Below are 25563 nucleotides of genomic sequence, written 5' to 3'. Positions count from 1 at the left end.
CCGACCCCGCGGTGGTGCGTCGATCCGCCTCCCTGCGCACGGTGGAGCCCGTGCCCTCCGGTCCCACTGTCGGTCGACTCCACCTGGCGCCGCTTGGGCCGGTGGGGCCACCGACACGGCCGGACGTCCCTCCGGCCGGGCCGAGTGGCCCATGCGCGCACCGGTCCACGCCGCCCGTACGCGGGTATGGCGCACGCCCGCGGTGTGCTGCCCGCTCCGCTCGATGACGCGGACCTGCCGGTCGCGGCCGCCACGCCCCGCCACCTCGGGCGGGGCGTGGGCATCCGGGGGAGACTGGACGGGAGGACCCCGGCCGCCGGATCCCGGAGAGGGGCGACGATGGGGGAGTGGACCTGGTCGTACGAGGGATACGACCCCGCCCGGGAACGCCTGCGCGAGGCACTGTGCACCCTGGGCAACGGCTACTTCGCCACCCGCGGCGCCGCCCCGGAGACCGTCGCCGGCCCCCACCACTACCCCGGCACCTACGCGGCCGGCTGCTACAACCGGCTGCACTCCGCCGTCGCCGGGCGGAAGGTCGCCAACGAGGACATGGTCAACCTGCCCAACTGGCTGGCCCTGAGGTTCAGATTCCGGGACGGCGGGGCGTGGTTCACCCCCGACGACGGCTCGCTGCTGGAGCACCGGCAGGACCTCGACCTCCGACACGCCACCCTCACCAGGACGTTCCGGCTGCGCGACCCGCGCGGACGGATCCTCGCCGTCGAGCAGACCCGGCTGGTGCACATGCACGACCCGCACCTCGCCGCCCTGAGTACCGTCTTCCGCGCCGAGGGGGGCTGGTCGGCGGACCTGGAGGTGGAGTCCGCGCTCGACGGCGACGTGTGCAACGCGGGCGTCTCCCGCTACGGGGACCTGAACGGCCGTCACCTCACGCGGGTGCGGACCGGGATTTCGGAACCCGACACGGTCTGGCTGCGGTGCCGTACGACCGCCTCCGACATCGGCGTCGCGCTCGCCGCCCGCACGCACGCCACACCGCAACCGGCGGCCGCCCGGTCGTGGGACGCGGGGGAGCGCACCGCGGTCCACCGGCTGACCGTCCCCGTGGGACCGGACCGGCCGGCGGTCGTCGAGAAGACGGTCGCCCTGCACACCTCCCGAGACCGGGCGATCAGCGACCCGCTGCACGCCGCCCTCGACCGGGTCGAACGGGCCCCGGACTTCGCCGGCCTCCTCGACTCGCACTCCGCCGCGTGGGAGCGGCTGTGGCGCCGCGCCGGCCTGGACGTCCAAGGTGAGACCGGACGGATCCTGCGGCTGCACGCCTTCCACGTCCTGCAGACCCTCTCCCCGCACTCCGCCGAACTCGACGTGGGCGTGCCCGCCAGGGGACTGCACGGAGAGGCCTACCGCGGCCACGTGTTCTGGGACGAACTGTTCGTCCTGCCCTATCTGGACCTGCACTTCCCCGAGGTGTCCCGAGCGCTGCTGGAGTACCGCCACCGCCGGCTGGAGGAGGCGTGCCGGGCGGCGGAACAGGCGGGCTGCGTCGGGGCCATGTACCCCTGGCAGAGCGGCAGCGACGGACGCGAGGAGACCCAGACGCTCCACCTCAACCCGCGCTCGGGACGCTGGCTGCCCGATCACACCAGGCTCCAGCGCCATGTCGGCTCCGCCGTGGCCTACAACATCTGGCGGTACGGGCAGGCCACCGGCGACACGGAGTTCCTGTACACCAAGGGCGCCGAGATGCTGCTGCAGATCGCCCGCTTCTGGGCCTGCCTCGCCACCTGGGACCCCGACTGCGACACCGGCGGCCGCTACCGCATCCGCGGTGTCGTCGGACCCGACGAGTACCACGACGCCTACCCCGGCTCCGCGACGCCCGGCGTCGACGACAACACGTACACCAACGTCACCGCCGCCTGGGTGATGGACCGGACCCTGGAGCTGTGGCGGACCCTCCCGGCGCCGCGCCGCGACGAACTCCGCGAGCGCACGGGCCTCGGACCGGAGGAGACGGACCACTGGGAGGACGTCTCGCGAAGGCTGTACGTCCCCCGACACGACGGTGTGCTCAGCCAGTTCGCGGGCTATGGCGAGCTGGAGGAGCTGGACTGGGAGGGCTGCCGCGCACGGTACGGGGACATCCGCCGGCTGGACCGGATCCTGGAGGCCGAGGGGGACTCCGTCAACCGCTACCGGGCGTCCAAGCAGGCCGACGTGCTGATGCTGGGCTACCTGTTCCCACCCGGCGAACTGCACCGCCTCTTCGGGCGTCTGGGGTACCCCATGGACGACGGCACGTGGCGGTCGACCGTCGACTACTACCTGCGGCGCACCAGCCACGGATCCACCCTCAGCGGACTGGTGCACGCCTGGGTGCTGGCCAGGGCCGACCCGACGGGCGCCTGGTCGTGCGCGGAGGAGGCACTGTTGGGCGACGTCACCGACATCCAGGGCGGCACCACCGAGGAGGGCATCCATCTGGGCGCCATGGCCGGCACCCTCGACCTCGTGCAGCGCGGCCTGACCGGCCTGGACGCCCGCGGGGACGCCCTGTGGCTCGATCCGGTGCCGCTGCCGCAGCTCTCGCCGTTCGCCTTCACGGTGCGCTATCGGGACCACTGGGGCGTGCGGATCCACGTCGGCGGGGACCTCGTCAGCATCGCCGTCCCCACCTCCGCCGCGGCACCCCTGCGGGTCCGCCTCGGCGGCCGGACCTGGTCCGTTCCGCCGGGCCGCTTCCGGCGGCTCGACCTGCCGCCCCGATGACACATGCCCGCGGGGCCGACGGACGGATGCGTACAGCGAATGATCGACTACTGTACGTAGCATGATGTGGCGAGTGGGTCGGCGCGTCTCCCCGCGCGGAGTGCTCCTGCTGCTGGGCATGCTCCTGCTGACGGGCGTCCATCTGCTGGCCTGCGCGCACGGCCCGGACCGCGCGGGCAACGACACCCTCGCCGCCGCCTCGTCCGACTCGGCCCTGTGCCGGCCCGGGGGCGGCGCCTCGCTCGCGGACCAGGTCCTCGCCCGCGGCGGCAGGCCGCAGGACGACCACCACGCGCTGTGCGGGGTCGCCCTCGACAGGCTGCCCGATCCCCGCCTGCGCTGGGCCGACGCTCCCGCGGCCCCCGGCGCCGAGGGCGCGCCGCGGGCACCGGTACCGGCGATCCACCCCGCCCGGGCCGCGCCCGGAGGCGCCGGACATCCCTGCGCACCCGCACGGCCCGGCCCCGCGACCCTGAGCCTGCTCTGCGTATCGCGGACCTGACAGCACCCCGGCCCCGCCCGGCGCACCGCGCGGCGGGCACGGCCGAACGCGCCCCCAGGACCCGTACGAGCAGCGGCCGCGCCACGGCGACGGCGGCAGGAGAAACACCTATGAGCACCCTCCCCTATCCCGGCACGCCCACCTCCCCGGCCGAACTCCTGGCCGCCACCGCGCCCCCGCGCCGCACCCCGGCCGGGCTGGTCGGCAACACGCCCGTGCTGTGGGTCGGATCGCCCTTCGTCCCCGACGGCCGCGGCTTCTGGGCCAAACTCGAGGGCTTCAACCCCGGCGGCATCAAGGACCGCTCGGCGCTGTACATGATCGAGGCCGCCCGCGCCCGCGGCGAACTCCTCCCCGGGGCGCCGATCGTGGAGTCGACCAGCGGCACGCTCGGCCTCGGCCTGGCCCTCGCGGGGGCCGTGCACAGGCACCCGGTCACCGTGGTCACCGACCCCGGCATGGAACCGCCCCTGGTCGCCCTGCTCACCGCCTACGGGGCGACCGTCGACGTCGTCACCGCACCGCACCCGGTCGGCGGCTGGCAGCAGGCCCGCCGCGACAGGGTGCGGGGACTCCTCGCCGCCGAGCCGGCCGCCTGGTGCCCGGACCAGTACCACAACCCGGACAACGTCGCCGCCTACGCCGTCCTCGCCCATGAACTCGTCGCCCAGCTCGGCCGCATCGACGTGCTGGTGGCGAGCGTCGGCACCGGCGGACACTCGGCCGGGGTCAGCGGCCCGCTGCGCGCGTTCTTCCCGCACCTGCGGCTGGTCGGCGTCGACACCACCGGGTCGACGATCTTCGGCCAGCCGCCCGCCGCACGGCTCATGCGCGGCCTGGGCAGCAGCATCCACCCCCGCAACGTCGACTACCCCGCCTTCGACGAGGTGCACTGGGTGGCCGCCGCGGAGGCGGTGTGGGCCTGCCGCCGCCTCGCCCGCGACCACTACGCCACCGGCGGCTGGAGTGTCGGCGCCGTCGCGCTGGTCTCCCGCTGGCTGGCCCGAACGCTGCCGCCCGAGACCAGGATCGTGACGATCTTCCCCGACGGCCCGCAACGCTACGTAGGGACCGTCTTCGACGACCCCTACTGCCGGGACCACGGCCTGCTGCACCACGAACCCTCCGAGGACCCCGACGAGATCGCCCACCCGGGCGAGACCGTCGTCGGCCGCTGGACGCGCTGCACCACCGTCCGGGACCCGCTGGCCGCCGCGCCGGACACCCGGCTCGACGGCATGTCCTTCGAGGGCGCCCGATGAGGGGCCTGTGGCGGCAGGTCCGCTCCTTCGACACCCCGGCCCGGCTGCTGATGGCCAACCAGTTCGCCATCAACCTCGGCTTCTACATGCTCATGCCCTACCTCGCCGACCACCTGGCCGGCGGCCTCGGCCTGGCCGCCTGGGCCGTCGGCCTCGTCCTGGGCGTACGGAACTTCTCCCAGCAGGGCATGTTCGTACTCGGCGGGACCATCGCCGACCGATTCGGCTACAAGACGCCCATCGTCATCGGCTGCACGCTGCGCACCGTCGGCTTCGCGCTGCTGGGGCTGGTCGACTCACTGCCCGCACTGGTGGCGGCCTCCGCCGCCGCGGGGTTCGCCGGCGCGCTGTTCAACCCCGCGGTCCGCGCCTACCTGGCCGTGCAGGCGGGCGAGCGGCGGGTGGAGGGCTTCGCCCTGTTCAACGTCTTCTACCAGGCGGGCGTCCTGATCGGCCCCCTGGTCGGCCTGGCCCTGCTCGCCCTGGACTTCCGCGCCGTGTGCCTGACGGCGGCGGCCGTCTTCGCCGTGCTCACCGTCCTGCAGTGCCGGGCGCTGCCCGACCGCAGGCCGGGACACGCCGGCGACTCCGGCGCGGCGGCGGGCGTCCTCGGCTCCTGGCGGCAGGTGCTGGGCAACCGGCCGTTCATGCTCTTCTCACTGGCCATGATCGGCTCCTACGTGCTGTCCTTCCAGGTCTACCTGGCCCTTCCCCTGCAGGCGCACAAACTGCTCGGCAGCGGCGGACAGGCCGTCACCAGCGGCCTGTTCATCGTCTCGGCGGTCGTGGCGGTCCTCGGGCAGCTCCGCATCACCGACTGGGTCCGCGCCCGCTGGAGCGGACCGCAGGCGATCGTCGGCGGGATCCTGCTGATGGGCCTGGCCTTCACGCCCCTCGCCGTGAGCCCCGACCCGTCCGGCGGGACGCCGAGCGCCGTGCTCGCGGTGGCCCTGCTCGTCACCGCCGTCGCGTTGCTGGCGGTGGGCAGTGCGGTGGTCTACCCCTTCGAGATGGACACCATCGTCACCCTCTCCGGAGAGCGCCTCGTCGCCACCCACTACGGCTGGTACAACACCGTCTCCGGCGTGGGCATCACCGTGGGCAACCTCGCGACCGGCGCCGTCTGGGGCATCGCCGACGACAGCCACAAGCCGTGGCTGCCCTGGCTGGCCCTGACGGCGACCGGCCTGCTGTGCGCCGTCTGCGTCCAGCTGCTGTCGCGGGCCGGGGGGCTCGCCGCGGCCACCCGAGAGCCGGCCCTCGCCTGACCTTCGCCGGCGCCCGCCGGCTCTGGACTGGCGGGCGGCCGGTGTGTCTGCTGCGCTGAAGGGAGACAGACGTGACGCGGGAGGTGAGTGGCTGTGCAGGGTGGTCCGGACCAGGGCGGAGCGGCGGGCGCAGGCCCTTCGAACGGCGAGGACGTGGCCGGTCGTGTCGCCGTGCGGTGTGAGCAGCTGAGCATGTCCCGCGAGGAACTGGCCACCAGGGCCGGGATGTCGACGGCGTACCTGCGGCAGGTCGAGGAGCTGGGTTCCGGTTTCGACGCCGCCGCGCTGGAGCGGGTCGCGCACGTGCTCGGGGTGTCGTACGAGGAGCTGGCCTCGGGCTCCCGCCAAGCGCCACCGGGACGGGGCGGCCCGGCGGCCCGGCCGGTGCTGCAGCGGCTGTCCGAGGGCGAGTGCTGGAAACGGCTGGGCACCCACGGCATCGGCCGCGTGGCCCACACGGCCGGGACCGGGGAGGAGGCTCCCGTGCTGGTGCCCGTCAACTTCCTGGTCGACGGGCGGACGGTCGTCTACCGCACGGATCCGGCCGGCGCCGCGGCCGTCGCCCCCGGCACGAAGCTCGCCTTCGAGACCGACTTCGTCGACGAGGAGAGGCGTCTCGGCTGGAGCGTCCTGGTGAGGGGCGCCGCCGAGCCGATCACCGACACCGCCGCCGCGGAGGCACTCGGCAGGCGCCCCGGGGGCGAACCCTGGGCCGGGGGGACCCGGCCGCTGTGGATCCGCGTGGTGCCGGGCGAGGTGAGCGGGCGCGCCATCCGGTCGCTGCCCCCGGCCGGGGACCAGGACCCGGGACAGCCCGGGTGACGCCACGGGCGCGCCCGGTCGCCCGAGGCGGGCCGCGCGGCGGCCGACCGTCGGGGCGGCACCGTCGCCGGGACGAGGTGTCCGTCCGGATCTCCCGGCCGGCCACCTCGTCTCGCGTCGGCGGCGATCAGGCCTTCAGCGCGCGGCTGTGCAGCGTGGTGACGGCCTTGCGCGCGGAGAGGATCGCGCCGTGCTGCCAGGCGTCCATGTAGGACAGCCAGTCGCCCGCGTACAGGACGCGTCCGGTGGGCTCGTTGAGGGGCTTGTAGACGGCCGCGTCGGTGCCGCCGGGGATGCTGTGCCAGGCGCCTTCGAGGTGCCGGACGCGCTTCCAGGCGATGGAGAAGGAATTCGAGAGCTCGCTGCGGTACTTCTCGCCGTGGATCTTCACGCCCTGCATGACGGCGCGCGCCTCACGCTCGGCGGGCGTCAAAGCGGCATAGGCGTCGGCGTTTGACCCGGTGTTGTAGTAGCCGACGATGACGCCGCGCCTGCCGTGGTGACCGTAGGACGGGTACCAGATGTGGGAGAGGTCCAGGTCGGTCTCGGTGATGCCGCCGTAGATGCGGTGGTCGGTCTCCCACCAGCGGCTGCGGTACTCCAGGCCGATCTTGCCCGCCGACGAGGGGCGGATGGTGGTGAGCGCGGTCTGGACGTCGGGGCCCAGGTTGTGCGTGAGCCTGGCCAGCAGATGCGGTGGGATGGCCGCGACGCAGTAGTCCGCCTCGATCCGCCGCGGCCGTCCGCCGGGGTCGGTGTAGCCCACGGCGACGCCGCCCGCCGACTGCACCAGCGAGGTGGCCTGGCAGGAGTAGCGGATCCGGTGATCGCCGATGGCGCGGGCGAAGGCCCGCGGTATCCGGTCCATACCGCCGACCGGCTGGAACATCAGCATCGCCTGGTCGAACTCGAACTCGAACGCGAAGTGCCGCCCGACACCCGAGGCGAAGACCTCGGAGGCGGTGGGCAGGTCCCCGAGCAGGGCACCCGGGGTGCCCGCGGCGCCGGGCCAGGTGGCGTAGCCCCGGTTGGCGCCCCCTGCGTACGCCCATCCGTCGGATCGTCCGCCGATCTCGCCGAAGTCCTCCAGGAACGACAGGAGACGCTCCTTGTCCTGGGTGGTCAGTTCCTGGTCCAGAGCGCCCTGGTCGGTGGCCTTGGCGAGGAGTTCGCTGACGTACCCGAAGGTGTCGGCCTTGGCGGTGCGGTACCGCACGGGCTGCCCGGGCCGCATGCCCGCCGACTCGTGGTAGATGTACGCGTCGGCGTTGGAGTTGGTGAAGACCTCGATGGGGACGCCGAGTTCTCGGCAGTAGTCCAGCGTGACCATCCACTGCGCCAGCCGGGCGGGTCCGGCGTTGAGGTACTGGCCCTGGGAGAAGCCCGCGGTCTGGGTGTGCCCGTCGAGGTCGGTGTGGGTGTCCCCGCCGCGCACGGTGTAGTTGCGGCCGCCCGGCCGGTCGCGCGGCTCCAGGATCGTGCAGTCGTATCCGGCCTTGCCCAGTTCGTACGCGGTCGTCAGCCCGGCCAGTCCGGCACCCAGCACGACGACCTTGCCCGCTCTGCGCCCCGTGAGGTGGAAGTCGGCCGTGCTCGGCGCGCGGAAGTCGCCTCCTCGGCCGGCTGCCTCGGCCGTCGGCGCGAGCCCCAGCGCGCCCATGGTGGCGAACATTGCTCCGGCACCGCCGGTGATGCCGACGGCGCGCAGAAATCCCCTGCGGTCGAGCCCTGTTGGCTGCCCCTGCGTCATGAGTCGCCCTCTCTCGATCTGCCGGTGTGCATGCCGATCTTCAGGGCGGGCTGTTACGGATGGTGTGGCCGGGACATGACAGTGCCATTTCGCGTGTCGTGTGTGTGTGAACGGACGTCGATGACCGCCTCCCGACCGTTCGGGTGATCGGCAGCGGTACCGGCGGCGCGTAGCGGGGCTGACGCCGGGAAGGCGGGGGGTGGGTGAGGATGTTGAGGTTGGCGAAGCCGCATGCCGAGATGGGAGAACGACGTGCCTTTGGTGGGTGAGTACCAGCCGAGCCCCGAGCAGTGGGTCCGCGACCAGGTCGAGCTGTACGAAGGTTCGGGAGGAACCAACGGGACCACGCTGCGCGGCAGGCCGGTGATCGTTTTGACGACGCTGGGCGCCAAGTCGGGCAGGATCCGCAAGACGCCGCTCATGCGTGTGGAGCACGACGGCCGCTACGCGGTCGTGGCGTCCAAGGGAGGCGCTCCCAAACATCCGGTCTGGTACCACAACCTGGTCGCCGATCCCCGGGTGGAACTGCAGGACGGCCCCGTGCGCCAGGACATGACGGCCCGCGAGGTCACGGGGGACGAGCGGGCCGAGTGGTGGGAGCGCGCGGTGGAGGCGTGGCCCGACTACGCGGAGTACCAGAAGAACACCGACCGCGAGATCCCGGTCTTCGTCCTGGAGCCGGCGGCCGCACCCCACTGACCTGTTCCGCTCCGACGGCCGCCGCCCCCGCGAAGGGGCGGCGGCCGTCATCGGTCCGGGCGGGGTCCGCGAACGGCGGTCGGCCGGGCGTGCCGCTCGCGGTCCGGACCGTCGCCCGCTTCGGTTTCCGGCCCCTCGACGACCGACCACCCGCCGCCCGCCCCCGCTCACCACGGCGACCTTGCGCATCCCGGCCTGCGACCGCCGCCGGGAACCCCGTCCCGGCGTGATGTGGACCACATCCGCGGAAAATCTCGACCCGGGCTGTAAGAAACGGGCCGCCGCGCCCATTGCATGGTGAGAGTGCGAGATGAGGGGACGGCGCGTGACACATGCCCAACGCTTCCGGGACGTCTACGAGGAGTGCTATCCGCGTGTGCTCGCCTACACCACCAGCCTGGTCGGACGGCAGGTAGGCGAGGACATCACCAGCGAGACGTTCACCGTCGCCTGGCGGCGGGTGCGGGACGTCCCCGACCCCGCTCTGCCGTGGCTGCTGGGTGTGGCACGCAACCTGGTGCGCGAGCTGCGCCGCCGGGACGCCCACCAGTACCTCCTCGCCGCCGAGGAGGCGCAGCGCATCAGCAGCGGCGCCCGGACCGACACCGCGGACGTCGCGGCGGACGTCGCCGGCCGGCACGACGCGCTGCAGGCCCTCGCGGGCCTGCCGGAGGCCGACCGGGAGCTCCTGACGCTGATCGCCTGGCACGGCCTGAGCGCCAGGGAGGCCGCACAGGTCCTGGACTGCACCACCGCCACGCTGACCGTCCGCCTGTACCGGGCCCGTCGTCGGCTGGAGAAGGCCATGGAGGCGGCGCCCGCCGCTCCCGAGCCGGAGCCGGCGTCCGCACCTCCCGCAGAGACCCCGTACCGCAGCCACCGCGAAGGAGCACCCGCGTGAAGAACACCCGCAAGCCGTCCGGGCGGCCCGACGTCCTGAAGGTGCTCGCCGACGCGCGGCCCGAGGAACTGGACCCGTCCCGGCTCGTGGACTCCGCGCGGCAGCGGGAGGACCTCGCGCGTATCGTCGCCGGAGCGACGGACGGCCGCGCGGCACGCTTCCTCGCGCCGCGCCGCAGGAGCGCCTTCCGGCCGCTGGGGGCCGCGGCCCTCGCCGCCGTGGCGGCGTCCGTGGTGGTCGTGAGCACCGTGGACTGGCAGGAGCCCGCCGACCGTCCGACCGCCCAGCCGCCGTCCTCCGCCGGAACGGCCGCGCCGGGCGACGGCGCGGACCTCCGCGTCGACGGCCACATCGAACTCCTCAGCGCGGCCAGGCAGGCCGAGAGCGCCGTCGCCGAGGGCACGTACTGGCAGACCACCACGCGCTCGGAGAACGTGGACGTCGCCGGCGGCGAAGGGCACCTTTTCGCCGTGCGCAGCGCGTCCACCGACGAGTGGTCGGTGGGCGTGCGGCCCGGCACCGCAAGCCTGGAGGTCTCCGGCCTGGACTCCGTGACCGAGCCCCGGACCGCGGCGGACGTCGCCCGCTGGCAGGCCGCGGGCTCGCCCCGCACGGTGGAGTTCGAGGTCTCGAACAAGGCCGGGAGCGGCAGGCTCGTCACCGTGATGGGAACCGGGCGGCGGCCGCTGGTCATGCGGACGAACGCCGACGACAAGATCTACGCCGTCGGCCCGGACAACGTCACCTACAAGGACCTGCGCGCACTGCCCTCCACCAGCGGGGGCCTGCGCCGGTACCTGGAGCGGCTGTACGCGCAGGACAACGGGGCCGACACCGGCACCTCGAACCGCAGCGCCTGGATGCTGCGCCAGGCGGGCAACCTCGTCACGATGCCCGTGCAGCCCGCCGTCCGGGCGGCCGCGTACCGGGTGATGGCCGATCTGCCCGGAGTCCGGGTGACCGGGCGGGTCACCGATCCCCTGGGACGCGAGGGCGTGGGGGTCGACTTCCCCGTCAGCTACCCGGGACCCCTGGGGACGGTGAGGGAGCGGCTGATCGTGGACCCGTCGACCGGGGCCATGCTCAGTGACGTGCTCGTGCTCGTCGAACCGTCCGCCCGGGCCGAGGAAGCCGGGCTCGGCGCCGGTACGACGGTGAACTACAACGCGACCACCAGGATGAGCTGGGGCGAGCACCAGATCACCGTGCCGAAGAACGCTCGCAGCTGAACCCGGGCCGCACCGCGCGGCCGGAGGGAACACCGCACCACGGCGACCGGCCCCCGGCGGGCGCCGACTGACGGACCCGGGGATCCGCCGCTGACGCGACGCCGCGGATCCCCGGGCGACCGGCGACGTCCCCGGCCGCCGCCCGACCCGGCCCGATACGGCCGAACCGTCCCGGTGGCTCCCCGGAATCCGGGCAACCCGATCCGACGTCCGCCCGGTTGAACGGGTGTGAGACCACCCCTTCCGCCCAGGAGCGGGCCCACGCCACCGGCGGCGCCCCCGGGCGTACGGCATCGCCCACGGACACCACCCGGTCATCCGGTCCAGCGAGCCCCGCCGAGGGGCTTCCCCCCTGATCTCCCGTCCTCCCGAGAAAGCGCTTGCACCCATGCGCCTGCACAGGCCCTACATATCCGCGGCCGCCGCCGTGGTCGTCTCCTCACTGGGGATCGCCGCCTACCAGCACCTGCCCGAGAAGAACCCCGCCCCGGCCCCCGAGACGGCCGCGGTCGTCCGGGACGCCGCGCCGCCGGCGTCCGGGCAGCCCGCCGACGCGCCCGCCACGCCGCGGACGTCGGCCCCGCCGAAGCCGCGGTACCCCGAACTGCTGCCGGGGCTCGGCCCCAGGACACTGTCGCGGATCCCGGCGGACACCCGGCAAGTCGTCCTGGTCACGGGAGCGGGCAAGGAGTCCGCGAAGTCCAAGGTCGTGCTCTACGAGCGCGTCGACGGCGGCTGGCGTCCCGGAGCGGTGTGGGACGCCCACAACGGCTACAAGGGCTGGACCGACAAGCACTACGCGGGCGATCTGCACAGCCCCATCGGGGTGTTCGGTCTCACCGACGCGGGGGGACTCCTGGCCGACCCCGGCACCAAGCTGACCTACCACCGCTCCAACGGGTTCTCCACCGACGCCCGAGGCTTCCTGGGTGAGTCGCTCGCCGGTTCCTTCGACTACGTCATCGCCATCAACTACAACCGGCAGCCCGGTACGTCGCCGATGAACGGCGCCCAGCCCATGGGGGCGAACCGCGGCGGCGGCATATGGATCCACGTCGACCACGGCGGCCCCACGCACGCCTGCGTCAGCATCGCCAAGGCGCACATGAAGCAGTTGCTGCGGGTGCTGGACCCCGCCGACCACCCCGTCGTCGTCATGGGCGACGCGGCCTCTCTCGCCCGATGACAGTTCCGCGGCCAACAGGAGCAAGCGTGTCGTCCCAGCCCAACCTCACCGTGATCGCCCTCGCCGTCGTCGGGGCGTCGGTGCTCACCGCCTGCGCCGGCGGGCAGCCCGCCACCGCGCCCGCGGCGCAGGGGGCCGCGCCCTCCACCAAGGCCTCCTCGACCGGGCCGCGGGCCGTGGCGGCCGCCTTCCGGCTCAGCACGGGCGCCGCTGACGGAGACCGGCACGCGTCCGTCGGCGGCGCGGGCGACGTCGAGGTCTCCGGCGGGACGATCTCCTCCGTCACCCTCACCACCGCGGGCGGAACCCCGGTACGCGGGACCGCGGCCGCCGACCACCGCCGCTGGTCCCCGGACGCCGCCCTGTCCTACGGCACCGCGTACCGTCTCGTCGTCCACGCCGAGGACGAATCGGGCGGAAAGCAGACCCGCAGCCTGTCCTTCACCACCCTCACGAAGGACGACCGCCTCATCGGCACCTTCACCCCCGAGGACGGCTCCACGGTCGGCGTCGGCATGCCCGTATCGCTGAACTTCAACAAGCCCGTCACCGACAAGAAAGCCGTCGAACGCGGCATACGCGTCACCAGCGACGGCGGCCAGGAGGTCGTCGGTCACTGGTTCGGGAACCAGCGTCTGGACCTGCGCCCCGAGACGTACTGGAAGGCGCACACCAAGGTCACCCTGAGCCTGCGCCTGGACGGGGTGAAGGGCGCCGCGAACGCCTACGGCACCCAGGACAAGACCGTCCGCTTCACTGTCGGCCGCCGCCAGGTCTCCACCGTCGACGCCGGCACGCACATCATGCGCGTCGTCCGCGACGGCGACACCGTCCGCACGATCCCGATCACCTCCGGCGCGCCGGGAAGCACCACGTACAACGGGCAGATGGTGATCTCCCAGAAGCTCGTCAGCACCCGCATGGACGGCGCCACGGTCGGATACGCGGGGGAGTACGACATCCCCGACGTCCCGCACGCGATGCGGCTGTCCACCTCCGGCACCTTCATCCACGGCAACTACTGGGCACCGGACTCCGTCTTCGGGCACTCCAACGTCAGCCACGGCTGCGTGGGGCTCAACGACGTGCGGGGCGGAGGCGACTCAGGGCAGGACGCGTCCTGGTTCTACGACAACTCCCTCATCGGCGACGTGGTCGTCGTCAAGCACTCCCGCGACCACACGATCGCCCCCGACAACGGCCTCAACGGCTGGAACATGTCCTGGGAGCGGTGGAAGGCGGGGTCGGCGCTCGCATAGGCGCGCGGGCGCGGCCGTGCTCGACCTCGTGCGGTACCGGGCGCGGTCGTGTGCGACGCTCCCGTGGGGGGCCCGGGGAGTAGCGTGTGCCGGATGACCCCGACGTCCGCTGTCTCAGTCGGAGTTGAACCACACCAGCACCGCGGGCCCGTCCGGTGTGATCACCGGTACCCAGGCCTCGTCGGCGTCACGGATCCGGCTCTCGTCCAGCCGCAACGCATGCGGCTGCTCCGAGGTGCCGTCCGATGCCCAGTAGCGGATGGCACCGACGGCAGCGCGGAGTCTGTCCCGCTCGTCGGCCGGCCACGCGTGGTTCCGCGTTCCGGCGCCGCGGAAGTGCTTCTCGAACAGCTCGCGCAGCGCCGTCAGGCCGTCCGGGCCGAACAGGGGCACCAGGAAGCCCTCGACCTGTCCCTGCCGGCAGGCGGTCCCACCGTACTGCTGCTGATAGACGACACCGGTCCTCGCCTCGACCACCGCGTACAACCAGTCGCAGGCGCCGGTGCCGTCTGGATCGAGGAAGACGAAACGCGGAACGGCCATGCCGCCAGTCTCCCGGACCCGGGCCGCGGTCGTGAACCCGACGTCGTATGAGCTGAACCACCCCCGGCGGCGGTAAGTCCGCCCGTAGGGGGCGACGATGGGCCGTGGACAGGCGGCCCGCCGGCGACGTCCCTGGTCCGCCAGGGTTCGTCGGCCTGTCAGGAAACTGCTACCAGCCCTTCCACCGGGCCCCTTCTGATTGCTCCGGCCAGTACGTGCGCGTCACGCACGCAAAGACGACAGGACATCAGATGACGAGACCGATGGGTCGGGTCCGCACGGCAGCCGTGTCCGCGGCGACGGTGATCACGACGACGACGATGATGCTCGGGACGGGCGCCGGCCAGGCGGACGCCGCCGGGCGGGTCCGGGTGGCGGAGGGTGTGACGGTCGCGCCGGGCATCACCTACCAGTCCTTCTCGGTGACCGCCTCGCACGGCACGGTCACGGGCCACGTGGTCACCGCCGACCTGCGCGACCGCCATGTCTCCGTGGGACTCCTCTCGCCGGGGAAGGTCGCGGCCCGCGCCAAGCTCTCGCAGCTCGTGGCGGCCCAGGGCGCGGTGGCCGGTGTCAACGCCGACTTCTTCAACATCGACGAGACGCAGCACCCTGGCGTCCAGGCCACCGGTTCCGCGGTCGGACCGGCGATCTCGGACGGTGTGGCCCTCAAGGCGGCCGTGCCGAACGGTCAGCGCTTCGGCCCCGGCCTGCCGCCCGGCACGTCCACCCGTGACGTCATCGGCGTCGGATACGACCACAAGGCGCGGCTGGACGAGCTCACCCTCGACGGCACCGTGCGGGCCCGGAAGGGCGAGCGGTTCGACCTGGAGGGGCTGAACCAGTACGCCATCGCGGAGGGCGGGATCGGGGCCTTCGACTCGCACTGGGGAGACGTGTCGCGGCAGCGTGCCGTGTGCGGCACCGACACCCTGCGCGCCGCGGCGTGCACCACGGACGCCTACGAGGTGACCGTACGGGACGGACGGGTGGTCGCGGAGTCCGACACGATCGGCGCCGGCGCCATCGAGCCCGGCACGGTGGTCCTGGTCGGCCGCGAGGCCGGCGCGGCGGAACTCCGCACGCTTCGGCTGGGCGAGCGCGTCCGCGTCTCCGACAAGCTGCGGAGCACCAGCGGCAAGCGCCTGAGGTTCGCGGTCGGCGGCTACCCCGTCCTGCGCGACGGCGCACCCCTCCCCGGCCTGGACACCAAGGCCGTGGCGACGAGGACCGGAGCGGCGATCGGCGACAACGGCCGGCTGCTCCACCTCCTGGTGCTCGACGGAACCGCGGAGGCGGGCGCCGGTCTGACGATCGCCGAACTCGCGGGCGTCTTCCAGGCCGTGGGTGCCGAGGACGGTGTCAACCTCGACGGCGGCGGCTCCTCCACCCTCGTGACCCGTGACGCCCTCTCCGGCGCACCGGTCGTCCGGAACCACCCCACCGGTGGCGCCGAGCGCGCCGTCCCCGAAGGCATCGGGCTCTTCTCGCGCGACTGACCGACCGCACCCGGGCGGCACCTTCGCCGCCCGGGTGCACTCGGACACGGCTGCCGTCACGCTCCGGTGGCCTCGGTGCAGGCATCGCGGATGCCGAAGCCGCACAGAGTGCGGCGTCACGGAAGCAGCCGAACCGGTCGGGTGGGTGCCTGCCACGACATCGGCCGGTACATGACGGCCTCCACGCCACTGTGTGATGCCCCGACCCGGACCACGTTGATCCCGCGTGCGAACACCACTACCGCGGGCCCGCGTTCCCGGTCGGCATGCCATTGCGATGCCGTCACGCATGACTGCGCCGGAGGCCCCACAGTGGGGCCCGGGCGGTACCCCCGGCGCGGCGCCATCGGCCGCGCGCTGTGCGTACCGGTCGGGGGATGTGCCGATCGGCGGGAGCATCGCGTCGCCGAGCAGGTCAGAACGCGCCGGCGTCCGGTGCCGGGCCCGGGGGATGGTGTGCGCGGTCATCCGCACGGTCGTCATTGTGCGGCGGGGCGCCTACGGCGCCCCCGGAATTCCTGCGCGGGCGGGCCTTGATGTGGTTGACGGTCCCCACCATCGCCCTGCCCGGCAGGAACACGGTTGCGAGTGCCAGGAGGACGATGGCCGGATTGACCCAGCCCGGGACCAGGTCGAATGAGGCATTGCACTTGTTGTGCAGGGGAAACACCCGTGTGTACTCCCGCACGTGCTCGATCCGGTAGGCCTCGTCATAGGGCCGGCCCGCCACGAGCTCGCAAGTCTCCTCCACGTCCAAGCCGCCGCGGAAGATCCCGTAGACCCAGGTGAAGAACATGGCGACGGCCGTACCCAGGGAGAGCAACAGGCTCCTCCAGACCCTCACTTGGCGACCTCTCCCCTCGATCGGACGCGGATGAGGGTACAGCACCGCCGGTATCGGGTCACCGGAAAGGCCTCCTCATTTCATACCGCACGTGAATGCCGGAAATCCCGTCCGCGGTATCGGTCATGCGCAACCGGGGTCGTTCTTGATTCGGCCGAAATTCGTCCGGCGCTGAGGCAACTTTTCGAGATGTGACCTGCGCCACACCGTCGGTCAACTGTCAAGGCAGGTAAAGAAACAGCCGTCCGACTCCCTTTTTCCGCCGAGGGTTTGATTCGCTCGCGCGGAGATGATTAAGGTCATTCCCCGAACCTCCGCGCGGTCGATCATCCATTCAGGATGGCGGCGGAGGTCCCGCCGATCCGAAATGCCGCGCGTGCGACGGGAACCCAGGTCGCGATGCATGCGGCAGGCGGCTGGAGGAAGAAGGAGCTCGCGCCAGTGGCGTCCCATCGTCGTCCCAAGCAGGCCGGTCGCACACGTGTCACCGTGCTCACCGCGACCGCCGCAGCAGCCGTCGCCCTGTCCGCGCAGGCGGCCCAGGCCGCTCCCGCCAAGCCCTCCGTCAAGAGCGTGAAGGCCAAGGTCGACGGCCTCTACGAGCAGGCCGAGCAGGCGACCGAGAAGTTCAACGGCGCCAAGGAGAAGCAGCAGAAGCTGCAGAAGCAGGTCGAGGACCTGCAGGACGAGGTGGCCCGCCAGCAGTCCGAGCTCAACGACCTGCAGGACGACCTCGGCACCCTGGCCAGCGCCCAGTACCGCAGCGGCGGCATCGACCCCTCGCTCCAGCTCTTCCTCTCCGCCGACCCGGACAGCTACCTCGACAAGGCGTCCACTCTCGACCAGCTGAGCACCAAGCAGGCCGAGGGACTCCAGCAGATCGCCGAGAAGAAGCGCACCCTCAACCAGCAGAAGGCGGAGGCCGCGAGCAAGCTCGACGAGCTCGACGAGACCCGCACCGAACTGGGCAAGAAGAAGAAGGAAGTCCAGGCGAAGCTCGGCGAGGCGCAGAAGCTGCTCAACTCGCTGACCGCCGCCCAGCGGGCGTCCCTTGAGGCCGCGGAGAACCGCGCCAACCGCTCCAACGAGCGGGTCGACCTGGGCAACGACCTCCCGGCCTCCTCGCTGGCCGCCGCGGCCCTCGCCGCCGCCAAGACCAAGACCGGCCTGCCGTACGTCTACGGCGCGTCCGGTCCCAGCTCCTTCGACTGCTCCGGCCTCACCTCCTGGGCCTACGCCCAGGCCGGTGCCCGGATACCGCGGCCCTCCCAGGGGCAGGCCAACGCCGGCACCCGGCTGTCGATGAGCCAGCTGATGCCCGGCGATCTCGTCCTCTTCTACGGCGACCTGCACCACGTGGGGCTCTACGCGGGCAACGGCCTGGTCCTGCACGCGCCGCGCACCGGCACCTTCGTGCGCTACGAGTCGATCAACAACATGCCGTTCCAGTTCGGCGTCCGCATCTGATGCGGCGCCGCCGGACACCGGGCGCCGAGTACTGACGGAACCTCAAGAAACAGACACCACAAATCCATTGGCACAAAAGTCGTTCGCATCCCGGGCCGCGAGCCGCTAGCTTCCCGGAGCGCGACGAGGTGTGAAACCGACGAGAAGGGAGCCGGCCCATGGAGACAGAGGGCGCGCGGACCGACCGTCTGGGTCTGCTGCTCGACCAGTTCGACCACGCCAGGGAGATGGCCCGGGTACGGCTGGCGGGCCTCGGCGACGAGGAGTACCTCTGGGAGCCCGTACCCGGTTGCTGGTCGATCCGGCAGCGGGGTGCGGCGACGACGCCCAGGGCGTTCGGGCCGGGGGAGTGGGTGCTCGACCTGGGCGCCCCGGACATTCCGGCGAGTGAGTACGCCGAAGTCGCCCGGCAGGCCGCCGACGGGATGAGCGTCGACAAGATCGCCGAGGACTGGAGCGTGAGTGTCGCGCGGGTCGAGGAGGTGCTGGCCCACACCGGTCCGGCGGAGCCCGACGAAACGCCGGTCACGACGATCGCATGGCGCCTGGGGCACCTCCACTTCTGCTTCGCGGGCGGATGGGAGTGGACCTTCGGCGAACGGCGTCAGGATCCCAGACTGCTGGTCGACTTCACGCCGTCCGCGACGGTGGCGCTCCAGCGCTTCTGGGCCGTGATCGACCGCTGGCGTGACAGCGTCGCCACCGTCACCGAGGAGCAACTCGACACGGTCGGCTTCTCGCAGTACCCGTACGGCTCCGACCCCGACGAGCCGTTCGCCGCCGTGCTGGCGGGGGCCAACCTGGAACTCATCCACCACATGGCCGAGATCGCGCTGCTCCGCGACCTGTGGCGGGCGAGCGGCAATTCCGGCAACCTCACCAGTTGATCTCCGTCGCGAGGAAGGGTTCGTCCTCCGGGGCCTCTTTGCGGGCGCGCAGGACTTTCTCGGCGGGTGCGCCCACCGGCACACGCAACGCGGGCGCGGGTCGCTCGATCGTGTCGGCCACCGCGGCGGCCACGTCCTCGGGGGTGATGAGCTCGCCCCGGAGCGCGGGCAGGGCCTCGTAGAGCGGGGTGTAGGGATCGTTCTCCGACAGGAACACCTTCGCCCGCTCACGCCACCGCAGGAGACTGCGCCGGGCTGTACGACGCTCACCTTGACGCCGAAGTGACCCGCCTCGATCGCGAGCGTGTCGGCGAGTGCCCCCAGCGCCCAGGTGCCGGCGCCGTAGGCGCCGACCATCGGCAGCACCAGACGCCCCTGGATGCTGGAGACGAACCCGAGCCTGCGGCGCGGCCGTCCCGGTCCCGGACGTCCGCATCGAACCGGGACCCGGCTTCAAGCCGGGGGAACCGACCTCGATCCCGTCTCCAGCGCGATCAACACCCCGCGGCGGCTGCTCGAGCCCATCGCGACCACGCGCACGTCGGCCAAGGCGCGGGAGCGGCAGCGCGGGTAGGGCGCCCCTTCCGGATGGCTCACGAGCGTGCGGCCGCCGGGCGATCCGCAGTCCCGATCCCGGGGTGAGGACGGATGGTGGTCACGCGTGTCCGGGGGAAGCCGTACGATGCCCGCCGTGGACACTTCACGGGACGACCCGCGATGCGGACTCTGCGGGCAGGCCATGGACGGCCGGCACGAACAGCACCACGGGGAACCGGCGGTCGGTGCCGGGAGGCGTGTGGAGTACGTGGTGATCGCACTGCGCGGCGCCCACGCCCTCTACCAGGCCGCCGACGATCCCTCCCGGACCCGCAGGACCGGCGCCGACGTCCTGGCGGAGCAACTGGGGATCGACCCGCCCGATCTTCCCGGCCGCCGTTACACGTGCTGGGAGACGCCAGGGGAGTACGGCGGCGTCTTCCGGAGCGCCTTCGAGCCGGTCTGAGCCGCCCCAGCGCGGGGGCGTTTCCGGCTGGTCATCCGGCGTGTGCAGGCGGCCCACGCTCGGGGCCGCCGCCGGGACCCGTTCAGCGGCCTCAGGGGCGGCCCCGCCGCCTGTCACCGGTGCAGGCCCTCGACGATCTCCGCGTCCTTTCCCGCCATCCGCGAACGTCGCAGCTTCGTCGTCGGGGTCGGCCCGTCGCCACCGGCGACATGTTCCCGCCGCCGGTGGCGCCGTCCGTGGACGGCGGTCGTACGACTACTCGGCGTGCTGACGCGCGGGACGGCGCGTGGAGTGGCGCTCGGCGGGCGGCTGCTCGCCGCGGATGTCGGCGAGGAGCGCGGTGATGGCCGTCATGATGTCCTCGGTGGCGGCCTTGAGCACGTCGGGAGTGATGTCCTTGCCGTGGTGGCGGCTGAGGTCGACCGGCGGCCCGGCCACGACGTGCACCGTCTGGCGGGGCACCAGCCACACGCGGCGGTTGCCGCGGCCTCCGCGCGCGTACGGCGGTGCGATGCGGTGGGCGCCCCACTGGGCGACCGGGATGACGGGCGCGCCGGTCGTCAGCGCGATACGCGCCGCACCGGTCTTGGCGGTCATCGGCCACAGCTTCGGGTCGCGGGTGACGGTGCCCTCGGGGTAGACCGCGACGCACTCGCCCCTGTTCACGGCGGCTATCGCGTCCCGGAGCGCGTGCGCGGCGTCGGCGGTCCCGCGGTGGACGGGGATCTGGCCGGTCTTGTGCAGCACCATGCCGACGAAGGGGATCTTGAAGAGGGACGCCTTGGCGAGGAGGCGGGGCGGCCGGCCGCTGTTGTACTGGAAGTGCCCGTAGGTGAGCGGGTCGAAGTACGAGATGTGGTTGACGGCGGTGATGAAACCGCCCTCGGCGGGTATGTGTTCGTGTCCGCGCCACCGGTGTCTGACCAGGACGAACAGCACGGGCTTCGCGATGGCCGCGGCCAGCCGGTACCAGAAGCCGTACGGGTTGTGCGATCTGCCGGTCACCCCGGGTCCTCCTCTGTTCGCGCGGCGCCGTCGGGCCGCTCGTTCTGTCGTTTCCCGGTGCGTGGCAGACCGGTGCCGTGTCAGGTGTCCCGGCGATCCCGTGACGGGGACCGGCCATTTACTTGACCATGCAAGAGCCTAATTGCTGCATGACGCAACGATCAACTCGTTTCGGGTCCGGAAAGGTCACAGGCGCTCGCCGTACGCGGCTCTGCTGGCCTCGATCTCCGCGATGTGCTCGGTGGCCCAGCCCGCGAGGGCGAGAGCGGGCGGAATGAGGCTCTGGCCCATGGGGGTCAGCGCGTACTCGACCCGTGGCGGGACCTCGGCGTACGCAGTGCGGGACACCAGGCCGTCGCGTTCCAGGTTCTTCAGGGTCAGGGTCAGCATCCGCTGCGAGACGCCGGGTATCCGGCGGTGCAGGTCGGAGAAGCGCAGGCGCCCTTGGTCGAGGCTCACCACGATCAGCAGCGTCCACTTGTCGCAGATGCGGTCCAGCACCGCGCGGATCGTCCGTCCGCCGTCGCCGCGGATCATGCAGGTGTGCTCGTACTGCGACATCACAACTCCCTGTGCCTTGCGCACATCCGTGTGCCTTTTGCAGGCCCGCCGACAGTCACCCATGATGAGGCCACTCACGCCCGGCACGTCCCACAGGGGGTCGCTGTGAACGTCGCTTTCTGGATCGTCGCCGTGCTGCTGGCGGTGTTCTACCTCTATGCGGGGGGAAAGAAGGTCGCGCAGAGCCGGGAACGGCTCCAGCCCATGATGGGCTGGGTCGATCGCGTTCCGATGCCGCTCGTCAGGTTCATCGGGACGGCGGAGGTTCTCGGCGCGGCGGGCCTGATCCTTCCGCCGCTGACCGGGATCGCGCCCTGGCTGGCCGTCGCGGCGGCGATCGGACTCGCCCTGATCCAGGTCGGCGGGATCGTCGTCCACGTCTCGCGCGGGGAGGCGCGGCAGATCGGTCTCAACATCGTCCTGCTCGCGACCGCCGTCGCGGTCGCCTGGCTCGGGACGACCCGGCTCTGACCGCCGCCCCGTCCTCCGGGCCCGCTGACGAGTGGTCAGCTGCGCCAGCGTTGCCATGCGTTGGTGTCCGGTCGGCGCGAGGGCCCGCCGCGTCCCCTCCGGTGGGGGACCGCGCCCGCGAGACCCTGCCGCGAGCATCGACACGAACCGGTTGTTCCGAGCGTACACGGCGGCAGGGGCACGTCCGCGCCCCGGTGACCGCTTGTCCGGCGTCGGGGTCGGTCCGTGTGGTGACATGCAGTCATGACCTTCCTCGGCGTCGACATCGGCACCTCCAGCAGCAAGGGCGTCCTGGTCGACGCCTCGGGCGCGGTGGTCGCGACCGCGGTGCGCGCGCACACCGTCTCCCGCCCGAGACCCGGCCACGTCGAGATGGACCCGGAGACGTGGTGGCGGGAGTTCCGCGGCATCACCCGTGAACTGCTCTCCGGCGGCGCACGGGTGGAGGCGGTCGGCGTCAGCGGCATGGGCCCGTGCGTCGCGCTGGCCGACGCCGCGAACCGGCCGTTGCGCCCCGCGGTGCTCTACGGCGTGGACACGCGGGCCGTCGCGCAGATCGCCCGGCTCGACGCCGAACTCGGCCGCCGGGCCGTCCTCGACCGGTGCGGCAGCGTGCTGTCCACGCAGGCGGTGGGCCCGAAGGTGGCCTGGGTGGCCGAGCACGAGCCGGAGGTGTTCCACGCCGCGCGGCGGCTGTTCATGCCGGCCTCCTACCTCGCCCACCGGCTCACCGGCGCCTACGTGCTGGACCACCATTCGGCCAGCCAGTCCGTCCCCTTCTACGACACCCGGGCGGAGGACTGGTACCGCCCCTGGGTGGAGGCGGTATGGCCGCACGCGGACCTTCCCGAGCTGCGCTGGCCGGGCGAGGAGGCCGGGGCGGTGACGGCCGGGGCGGCGGCCGCGACCGGGCTGGCGCCGGGCACACCCGTTCTCACCGGCACCATCGACGCCTGGGCCGAGGCCGTCAGTGTCGACGCGACACGACCGGGCGACCTGATGCTCATGTACGGCACGACGATGTTCCTCATCGCCACCGTCGCCCGGCAGTTGCGCGTGCCCGAGCTGTGGAGCACCGTCGGCGCCCACCCCGGCACCCGCTCCCTGGCCGGTGGCATGGCCACCTCTGGAGCCGTCACCGACTGGCTGCGCGGCCTCTTCGGCGCACCCGACCGCGCGGCCCTGCTGGCGGAGGCCGCGGACAGCGGCGCCGGGGCTCGCGGCCTCGTGATGCTGCCGTACTTCGCCGGCGAGCGCACCCCGGTCGCCGACCCGGACGCGCGCGGGGTGATCGCCGGTCTCACCGTCGAGCACACCCGCGGCGACCTGTACCGGGCCGCGCTGGAGGCCACCGCGCACGGCGTACGCCACAACATCGAGGCCATGCGGCGCGCGGGCGCCGGCATCGAACGGGTCGTCGCGGTCGGCGGGGGCACCCAGGGCAGGCTGTGGACGCAGATCGTCTCCGACGTCACCGGGCTGCCCCAGGACGTCCCCACCGTCACCGTCGGCGCCGCCTACGGAGCCGCCCGGCTCGCCGCCGACCTGGCGGACCCGGCGGCGACCGCGTCGTGGAACCCGGTCCGCGACCGATGCGTTCCGGACCCGGCCGCCCAGGCCGCGTACGACAGGCTGCACGGCCTGTACCGGAACCTGTATCCGGCGACACGCGACACGGTCCACGCCCTCGCCCGGTTCCAGCGTGAAGCCGCGGGTGAGGGGTCCGGCCGAGCGGGATGACGTGGGCCCGGGGCCGGCCGGGGGCCTTTGCCGCCGAGCATAGGGAGGTTTACCCTTAATCGTAAAATTCAGGACAGTCAAGATTGATTACCGTCTGCTTCCGCCTCGCGCAAGGGTGCGGCGCCCGGGCGTCGCACCGCAGGTGGCCATGGGAGTGATCGTGTACGCACGTTTCGCAGGGAAAGTCATCCTGATCACCGGAGCCACCTCAGGCATGGGCTGGGCGACCGCGGAGCGCGTCGCGGGGGAGGGCGCGAAGCTCGTCCTCGTGGCCCGCGGCCGGGAGGTCGGCGAGGCGCTGGTGGCCGACATCCGCGCCGCCGGAGGTGAGGCCTTCTTCGTCCCCGCCGATGTGACGGTGGAGGCCGAGACGGCGGAAGCGGTCGGGGAGGCGCTGAGCCGGTACGGAAGGCTCGACGGCGCGTTCAACAACGCGGGCGCCCCCACTGCGGACGGCCCGGTCACGGAGGTCGACAGCGAGGTCTGGCACGCGGACCTGGAGCTCAACCTCACCAGCGTCTTCTACGCCTTGAAGTACGAGATTCCCGCCCTCCGGGCGAGCGGCGGCGGCGCGATCCTGAACAACGCCTCCGTGTGCGGCGTCGCCGCGTACCCGAACAGGGCCTCCTGCAACGCCGCCAAACACGACGTCATAGGGCTCACGCAGTCGGCGGCCCTGGACGCGGCCCCGACCGGCATCCGGGTCAACGCCCTGATCACCGGCGGCGTCGACACGCCCTTGTCGCGCTCTCTCGCGCGGGGCGACCCCGCCCCGACCCCGGAGGAAGCCTGGCGCTCGGCCGAAAGGATGCACCCGCTGGCGAGGATGGCCCGGCCGGACGAGATCGCCGCGTTCGCGGCGTTCCTGCTGAGCGACGAGACCGGGTTCATCACCGGAGCGGCGCTCGCGATCGACGGCGGGATGACGGCCCGCCTTTAGAGCCGCGGGGCGGCCGGTTCGTCAGCCGCCGGCCGCGGAGCGGCGCCTGCGGGGGGCCGCGGCGTCGTCGAAGTGCTCCGTCTGAAGTGTGGTGATCCGCCGGAGAGCGGCCTTGAAGCGTGCGTAATCGCGCTCGCCGATCTCCTCGGCGTGGCGCTGCTCGATGGCGGCCATGATGGCATCGGACTTGCGCATCTGGTCGCGTCCCAGGGGCGTGGGCACGATCAGTTTCGCGCGCCTGTCGCTGGGATCCGGGCGGCGCTCCACGTAGTCGAGGGCTTCGAGCTCGTCGATCAGATTCCCGATCACCTGCTTGTGGGTTCCCGACAGCCGGGACAGGTCCGTCGCCCGGCTGCCCTCCTCGTCGATGTAGCCCAGCACCGCGCCGTGCTGGGGGCGCAGTTCGGGATGGCCCTGCTCGGCGAGCTTCTCGAAGAGTTCCTTCTGGACGGAGAAGAGGAGGCGTGCGGACATGATCCCGATGTCGGGATCCGTCACTTTCCGTTCACTGCGCCGCACGGCCGGCCACCCCTCTGTGTCGTGTGTCCATGACTACGGTCGATCGTAGTGGGACGGCCTCGCCGGGTGACGGCCGCGCAACCTGGGCGCGTCACCCCTCGCCGATCCGCGGCGGCGCGACGCGCACGTTCGGCCCGCGGCGGCGCGGTCCTGGCGGCGCCTCGGGCCCCGGCCGGCGTCTCGCACGCCACCGTCTTCCGGCGCTGCGGTGACGTCGACGGGCTGCTGAGCGCCTGCGCCGACCACGTCGCCGCGTCACTCCCGCTGGTGCCCCCGGAGGGCGACTGGGCCGCCGCGACGGAGACCCGCTTCACCGGCCTCTACCGCCTGCTCAGCCGGCACCCGGGACTGGTGGCGCTGCGCGCCGGGCGCTCCTGGCTGGGGCCGCAGATGCTGGGCCGGCTCGTCGAGCCGCAGGCCTCCCTCCTCGCCGGGACACTCCGTTCGAGCTTGCAGCCGGCCCCTCG

The 25563-nt window shown here is 72.5% G+C and carries 24 protein-coding genes; 17 read left to right on the top strand and 7 right to left on the bottom strand.

The features are described 5' to 3' along the window. Positions 1 to 339: 339 nt before the first annotated feature. The 5 genes from PV342_RS04320 to PV342_RS04300 all read left to right on the top strand — a co-directional run bounded on the left by PV342_RS04320 (position 340) and on the right by PV342_RS04300 (position 6593). On the top strand, positions 340 to 2739 hold the full coding sequence (locus PV342_RS04320; RefSeq protein ID WP_400800866.1) for a glycoside hydrolase family 65 protein: 2400 nt from the start codon (positions 340 to 342) through the stop codon (positions 2737 to 2739). A gap of 61 nt (positions 2740 to 2800) precedes the next feature. Continuing rightward, positions 2801 to 3241 carry a hypothetical protein gene (locus PV342_RS04315; protein WP_400800863.1) on the top strand — a complete coding sequence of 147 codons (441 nt, stop codon included), beginning with the start codon at positions 2801 to 2803 and terminating at the stop codon, positions 3239 to 3241. A 110-nt stretch (positions 3242 to 3351) separates the two neighbouring features. Beyond that, positions 3352 to 4503, top strand: a complete 1152-nt coding sequence (locus PV342_RS04310; protein ID WP_400800860.1) for a PLP-dependent cysteine synthase family protein — start codon at positions 3352 to 3354, stop codon at positions 4501 to 4503. Further along, positions 4500 to 5771 (top strand): MDR family MFS transporter, encoded by a 1272-nt coding sequence (locus PV342_RS04305; protein WP_400800857.1) that lies wholly within the window; start codon positions 4500 to 4502, stop codon positions 5769 to 5771. Before PV342_RS04310 ends, PV342_RS04305 begins: the two co-directional genes overlap by 4 nt. 192 nt (positions 5772 to 5963) lie before the next feature. Then, positions 5964 to 6593 (top strand): pyridoxamine 5'-phosphate oxidase family protein, encoded by a 630-nt coding sequence (locus tag PV342_RS04300; RefSeq protein WP_361007552.1) that lies wholly within the window; start codon positions 5964 to 5966, stop codon positions 6591 to 6593. Between the two features lie 127 nt (positions 6594 to 6720). On the opposite strand, the gene PV342_RS04295 is transcribed toward PV342_RS04300, so the two are convergent. Further along, positions 6721 to 8343, bottom strand: a complete 1623-nt coding sequence (locus tag PV342_RS04295) for a flavin monoamine oxidase family protein (RefSeq protein WP_400800854.1) — start codon at positions 8341 to 8343, stop codon at positions 6721 to 6723. Between the two features lie 252 nt (positions 8344 to 8595). Between PV342_RS04295 and PV342_RS04290 the strand changes: the two genes are divergently transcribed. The 5 genes from PV342_RS04290 to PV342_RS04270 all read left to right on the top strand — a co-directional run bounded on the left by PV342_RS04290 (position 8596) and on the right by PV342_RS04270 (position 13617). Further along, positions 8596 to 9042 (top strand): nitroreductase family deazaflavin-dependent oxidoreductase, encoded by a 447-nt coding sequence (locus PV342_RS04290; RefSeq protein ID WP_400800851.1) that lies wholly within the window; start codon positions 8596 to 8598, stop codon positions 9040 to 9042. A 325-nt stretch (positions 9043 to 9367) separates the two neighbouring features. Continuing rightward, entirely contained in the window at positions 9368 to 9943 is a 576-nt protein-coding gene (locus PV342_RS04285) for an RNA polymerase sigma factor (protein ID WP_400800848.1), read from the top strand. Next, positions 9940 to 11172 carry a CU044_5270 family protein gene (locus PV342_RS04280; protein WP_400800845.1) on the top strand — a complete coding sequence of 411 codons (1233 nt, stop codon included), beginning with the start codon at positions 9940 to 9942 and terminating at the stop codon, positions 11170 to 11172. The genes PV342_RS04285 and PV342_RS04280 overlap by 4 nt, the downstream gene beginning before the upstream one ends. A gap of 388 nt (positions 11173 to 11560) precedes the next feature. Next, on the top strand, positions 11561 to 12358 hold the full coding sequence (locus PV342_RS04275) for a L,D-transpeptidase family protein (RefSeq protein WP_400800843.1): 798 nt from the start codon (positions 11561 to 11563) through the stop codon (positions 12356 to 12358). Between the two features lie 26 nt (positions 12359 to 12384). Then, positions 12385 to 13617, top strand: coding sequence for a L,D-transpeptidase (locus tag PV342_RS04270; protein WP_400800840.1), 1233 nt, complete (start codon positions 12385 to 12387; stop codon positions 13615 to 13617). A 114-nt stretch (positions 13618 to 13731) separates the two neighbouring features. Here the strand turns inward: PV342_RS04270 and PV342_RS04265 are convergent, their stop codons facing one another. Beyond that, positions 13732 to 14160 (bottom strand): DUF6210 family protein, encoded by a 429-nt coding sequence (locus PV342_RS04265; RefSeq protein ID WP_400800837.1) that lies wholly within the window; start codon positions 14158 to 14160, stop codon positions 13732 to 13734. 251 nt (positions 14161 to 14411) lie between these two features. On the opposite strand from PV342_RS04265, the gene PV342_RS04260 reads away from it, so the two are divergent. After that, entirely contained in the window at positions 14412 to 15659 is a 1248-nt protein-coding gene (locus PV342_RS04260) for a phosphodiester glycosidase family protein (protein WP_400800834.1), read from the top strand. 415 nt (positions 15660 to 16074) lie between these two features. Here the strand turns inward: PV342_RS04260 and PV342_RS04255 are convergent, their stop codons facing one another. Beyond that, complete coding sequence (locus tag PV342_RS04255) at positions 16075 to 16455, bottom strand: hypothetical protein (RefSeq protein WP_400800831.1); 381 nt, start codon at positions 16453 to 16455, stop codon at positions 16075 to 16077. Positions 16456 to 16944: 489 nt separating this feature from the next. Here PV342_RS04255 and PV342_RS04250 point away from each other — a divergent pair, with 489 nt between their 5' ends. Next, the gene (locus PV342_RS04250) at positions 16945 to 17970 is read left to right on the top strand and encodes a C40 family peptidase (protein WP_500315830.1); all 1026 of its coding nucleotides are present in this window, start codon (positions 16945 to 16947) and stop codon (positions 17968 to 17970) included. Positions 17971 to 18128: 158 nt separating this feature from the next. Next, on the top strand, positions 18129 to 18857 hold the full coding sequence (locus tag PV342_RS04245) for a DinB family protein (protein ID WP_400806378.1): 729 nt from the start codon (positions 18129 to 18131) through the stop codon (positions 18855 to 18857). On the opposite strand, the gene PV342_RS04240 is transcribed toward PV342_RS04245, so the two are convergent. Further along, complete coding sequence (locus PV342_RS04240; protein ID WP_400806376.1) at positions 18847 to 19074, bottom strand: hypothetical protein; 228 nt, start codon at positions 19072 to 19074, stop codon at positions 18847 to 18849. The two genes, PV342_RS04245 and PV342_RS04240, sit on opposite strands and share 11 nt — an antisense overlap. A gap of 474 nt (positions 19075 to 19548) precedes the next feature. Between PV342_RS04240 and PV342_RS04235 the strand changes: the two genes are divergently transcribed. Next, positions 19549 to 19860: a hypothetical protein gene (locus PV342_RS04235; protein WP_400806374.1), complete on the top strand. Its 312-nt coding sequence runs from the start codon at positions 19549 to 19551 to the stop codon at positions 19858 to 19860. A 255-nt stretch (positions 19861 to 20115) separates the two neighbouring features. On the opposite strand, the gene PV342_RS04230 is transcribed toward PV342_RS04235, so the two are convergent. Both PV342_RS04230 and PV342_RS04225 read right to left on the bottom strand, forming a co-directional pair. Continuing rightward, positions 20116 to 20865 carry a lysophospholipid acyltransferase family protein gene (locus tag PV342_RS04230; protein WP_392616157.1) on the bottom strand — a complete coding sequence of 250 codons (750 nt, stop codon included), beginning with the start codon at positions 20863 to 20865 and terminating at the stop codon, positions 20116 to 20118. A gap of 186 nt (positions 20866 to 21051) precedes the next feature. Beyond that, positions 21052 to 21426 (bottom strand): winged helix-turn-helix transcriptional regulator, encoded by a 375-nt coding sequence (locus PV342_RS04225; RefSeq protein WP_500315829.1) that lies wholly within the window; start codon positions 21424 to 21426, stop codon positions 21052 to 21054. A gap of 105 nt (positions 21427 to 21531) precedes the next feature. Between PV342_RS04225 and PV342_RS04220 the strand changes: the two genes are divergently transcribed. The 3 genes from PV342_RS04220 (at position 21532) to PV342_RS04210 (ending at position 24577) form a co-directional block, all read left to right on the top strand. Next, positions 21532 to 21897 (top strand): DoxX family protein, encoded by a 366-nt coding sequence (locus tag PV342_RS04220; RefSeq protein WP_361009305.1) that lies wholly within the window; start codon positions 21532 to 21534, stop codon positions 21895 to 21897. Positions 21898 to 22140: 243 nt separating this feature from the next. After that, positions 22141 to 23637 (top strand): FGGY-family carbohydrate kinase, encoded by a 1497-nt coding sequence (locus PV342_RS04215; RefSeq protein WP_400806370.1) that lies wholly within the window; start codon positions 22141 to 22143, stop codon positions 23635 to 23637. A 160-nt stretch (positions 23638 to 23797) separates the two neighbouring features. Continuing rightward, positions 23798 to 24577, top strand: a complete 780-nt coding sequence (locus PV342_RS04210) for an SDR family NAD(P)-dependent oxidoreductase (RefSeq protein WP_400806367.1) — start codon at positions 23798 to 23800, stop codon at positions 24575 to 24577. Positions 24578 to 24598: 21 nt separating this feature from the next. Here the strand turns inward: PV342_RS04210 and PV342_RS04205 are convergent, their stop codons facing one another. Beyond that, positions 24599 to 25051, bottom strand: coding sequence for a MarR family winged helix-turn-helix transcriptional regulator (locus PV342_RS04205; RefSeq protein ID WP_386992516.1), 453 nt, complete (start codon positions 25049 to 25051; stop codon positions 24599 to 24601). Between the last annotated feature and the right edge of the window lie 512 nt (positions 25052 to 25563).

Source organism: Streptomyces sp. PA03-3a (genome assembly GCF_033792735.1).
GTDB lineage: Bacteria > Actinomycetota > Actinomycetes > Streptomycetales > Streptomycetaceae > Actinacidiphila.
Note: the sequence above shows the minus strand (reverse complement) of the source record. Positions and strands in the feature narration are given on the sequence as shown.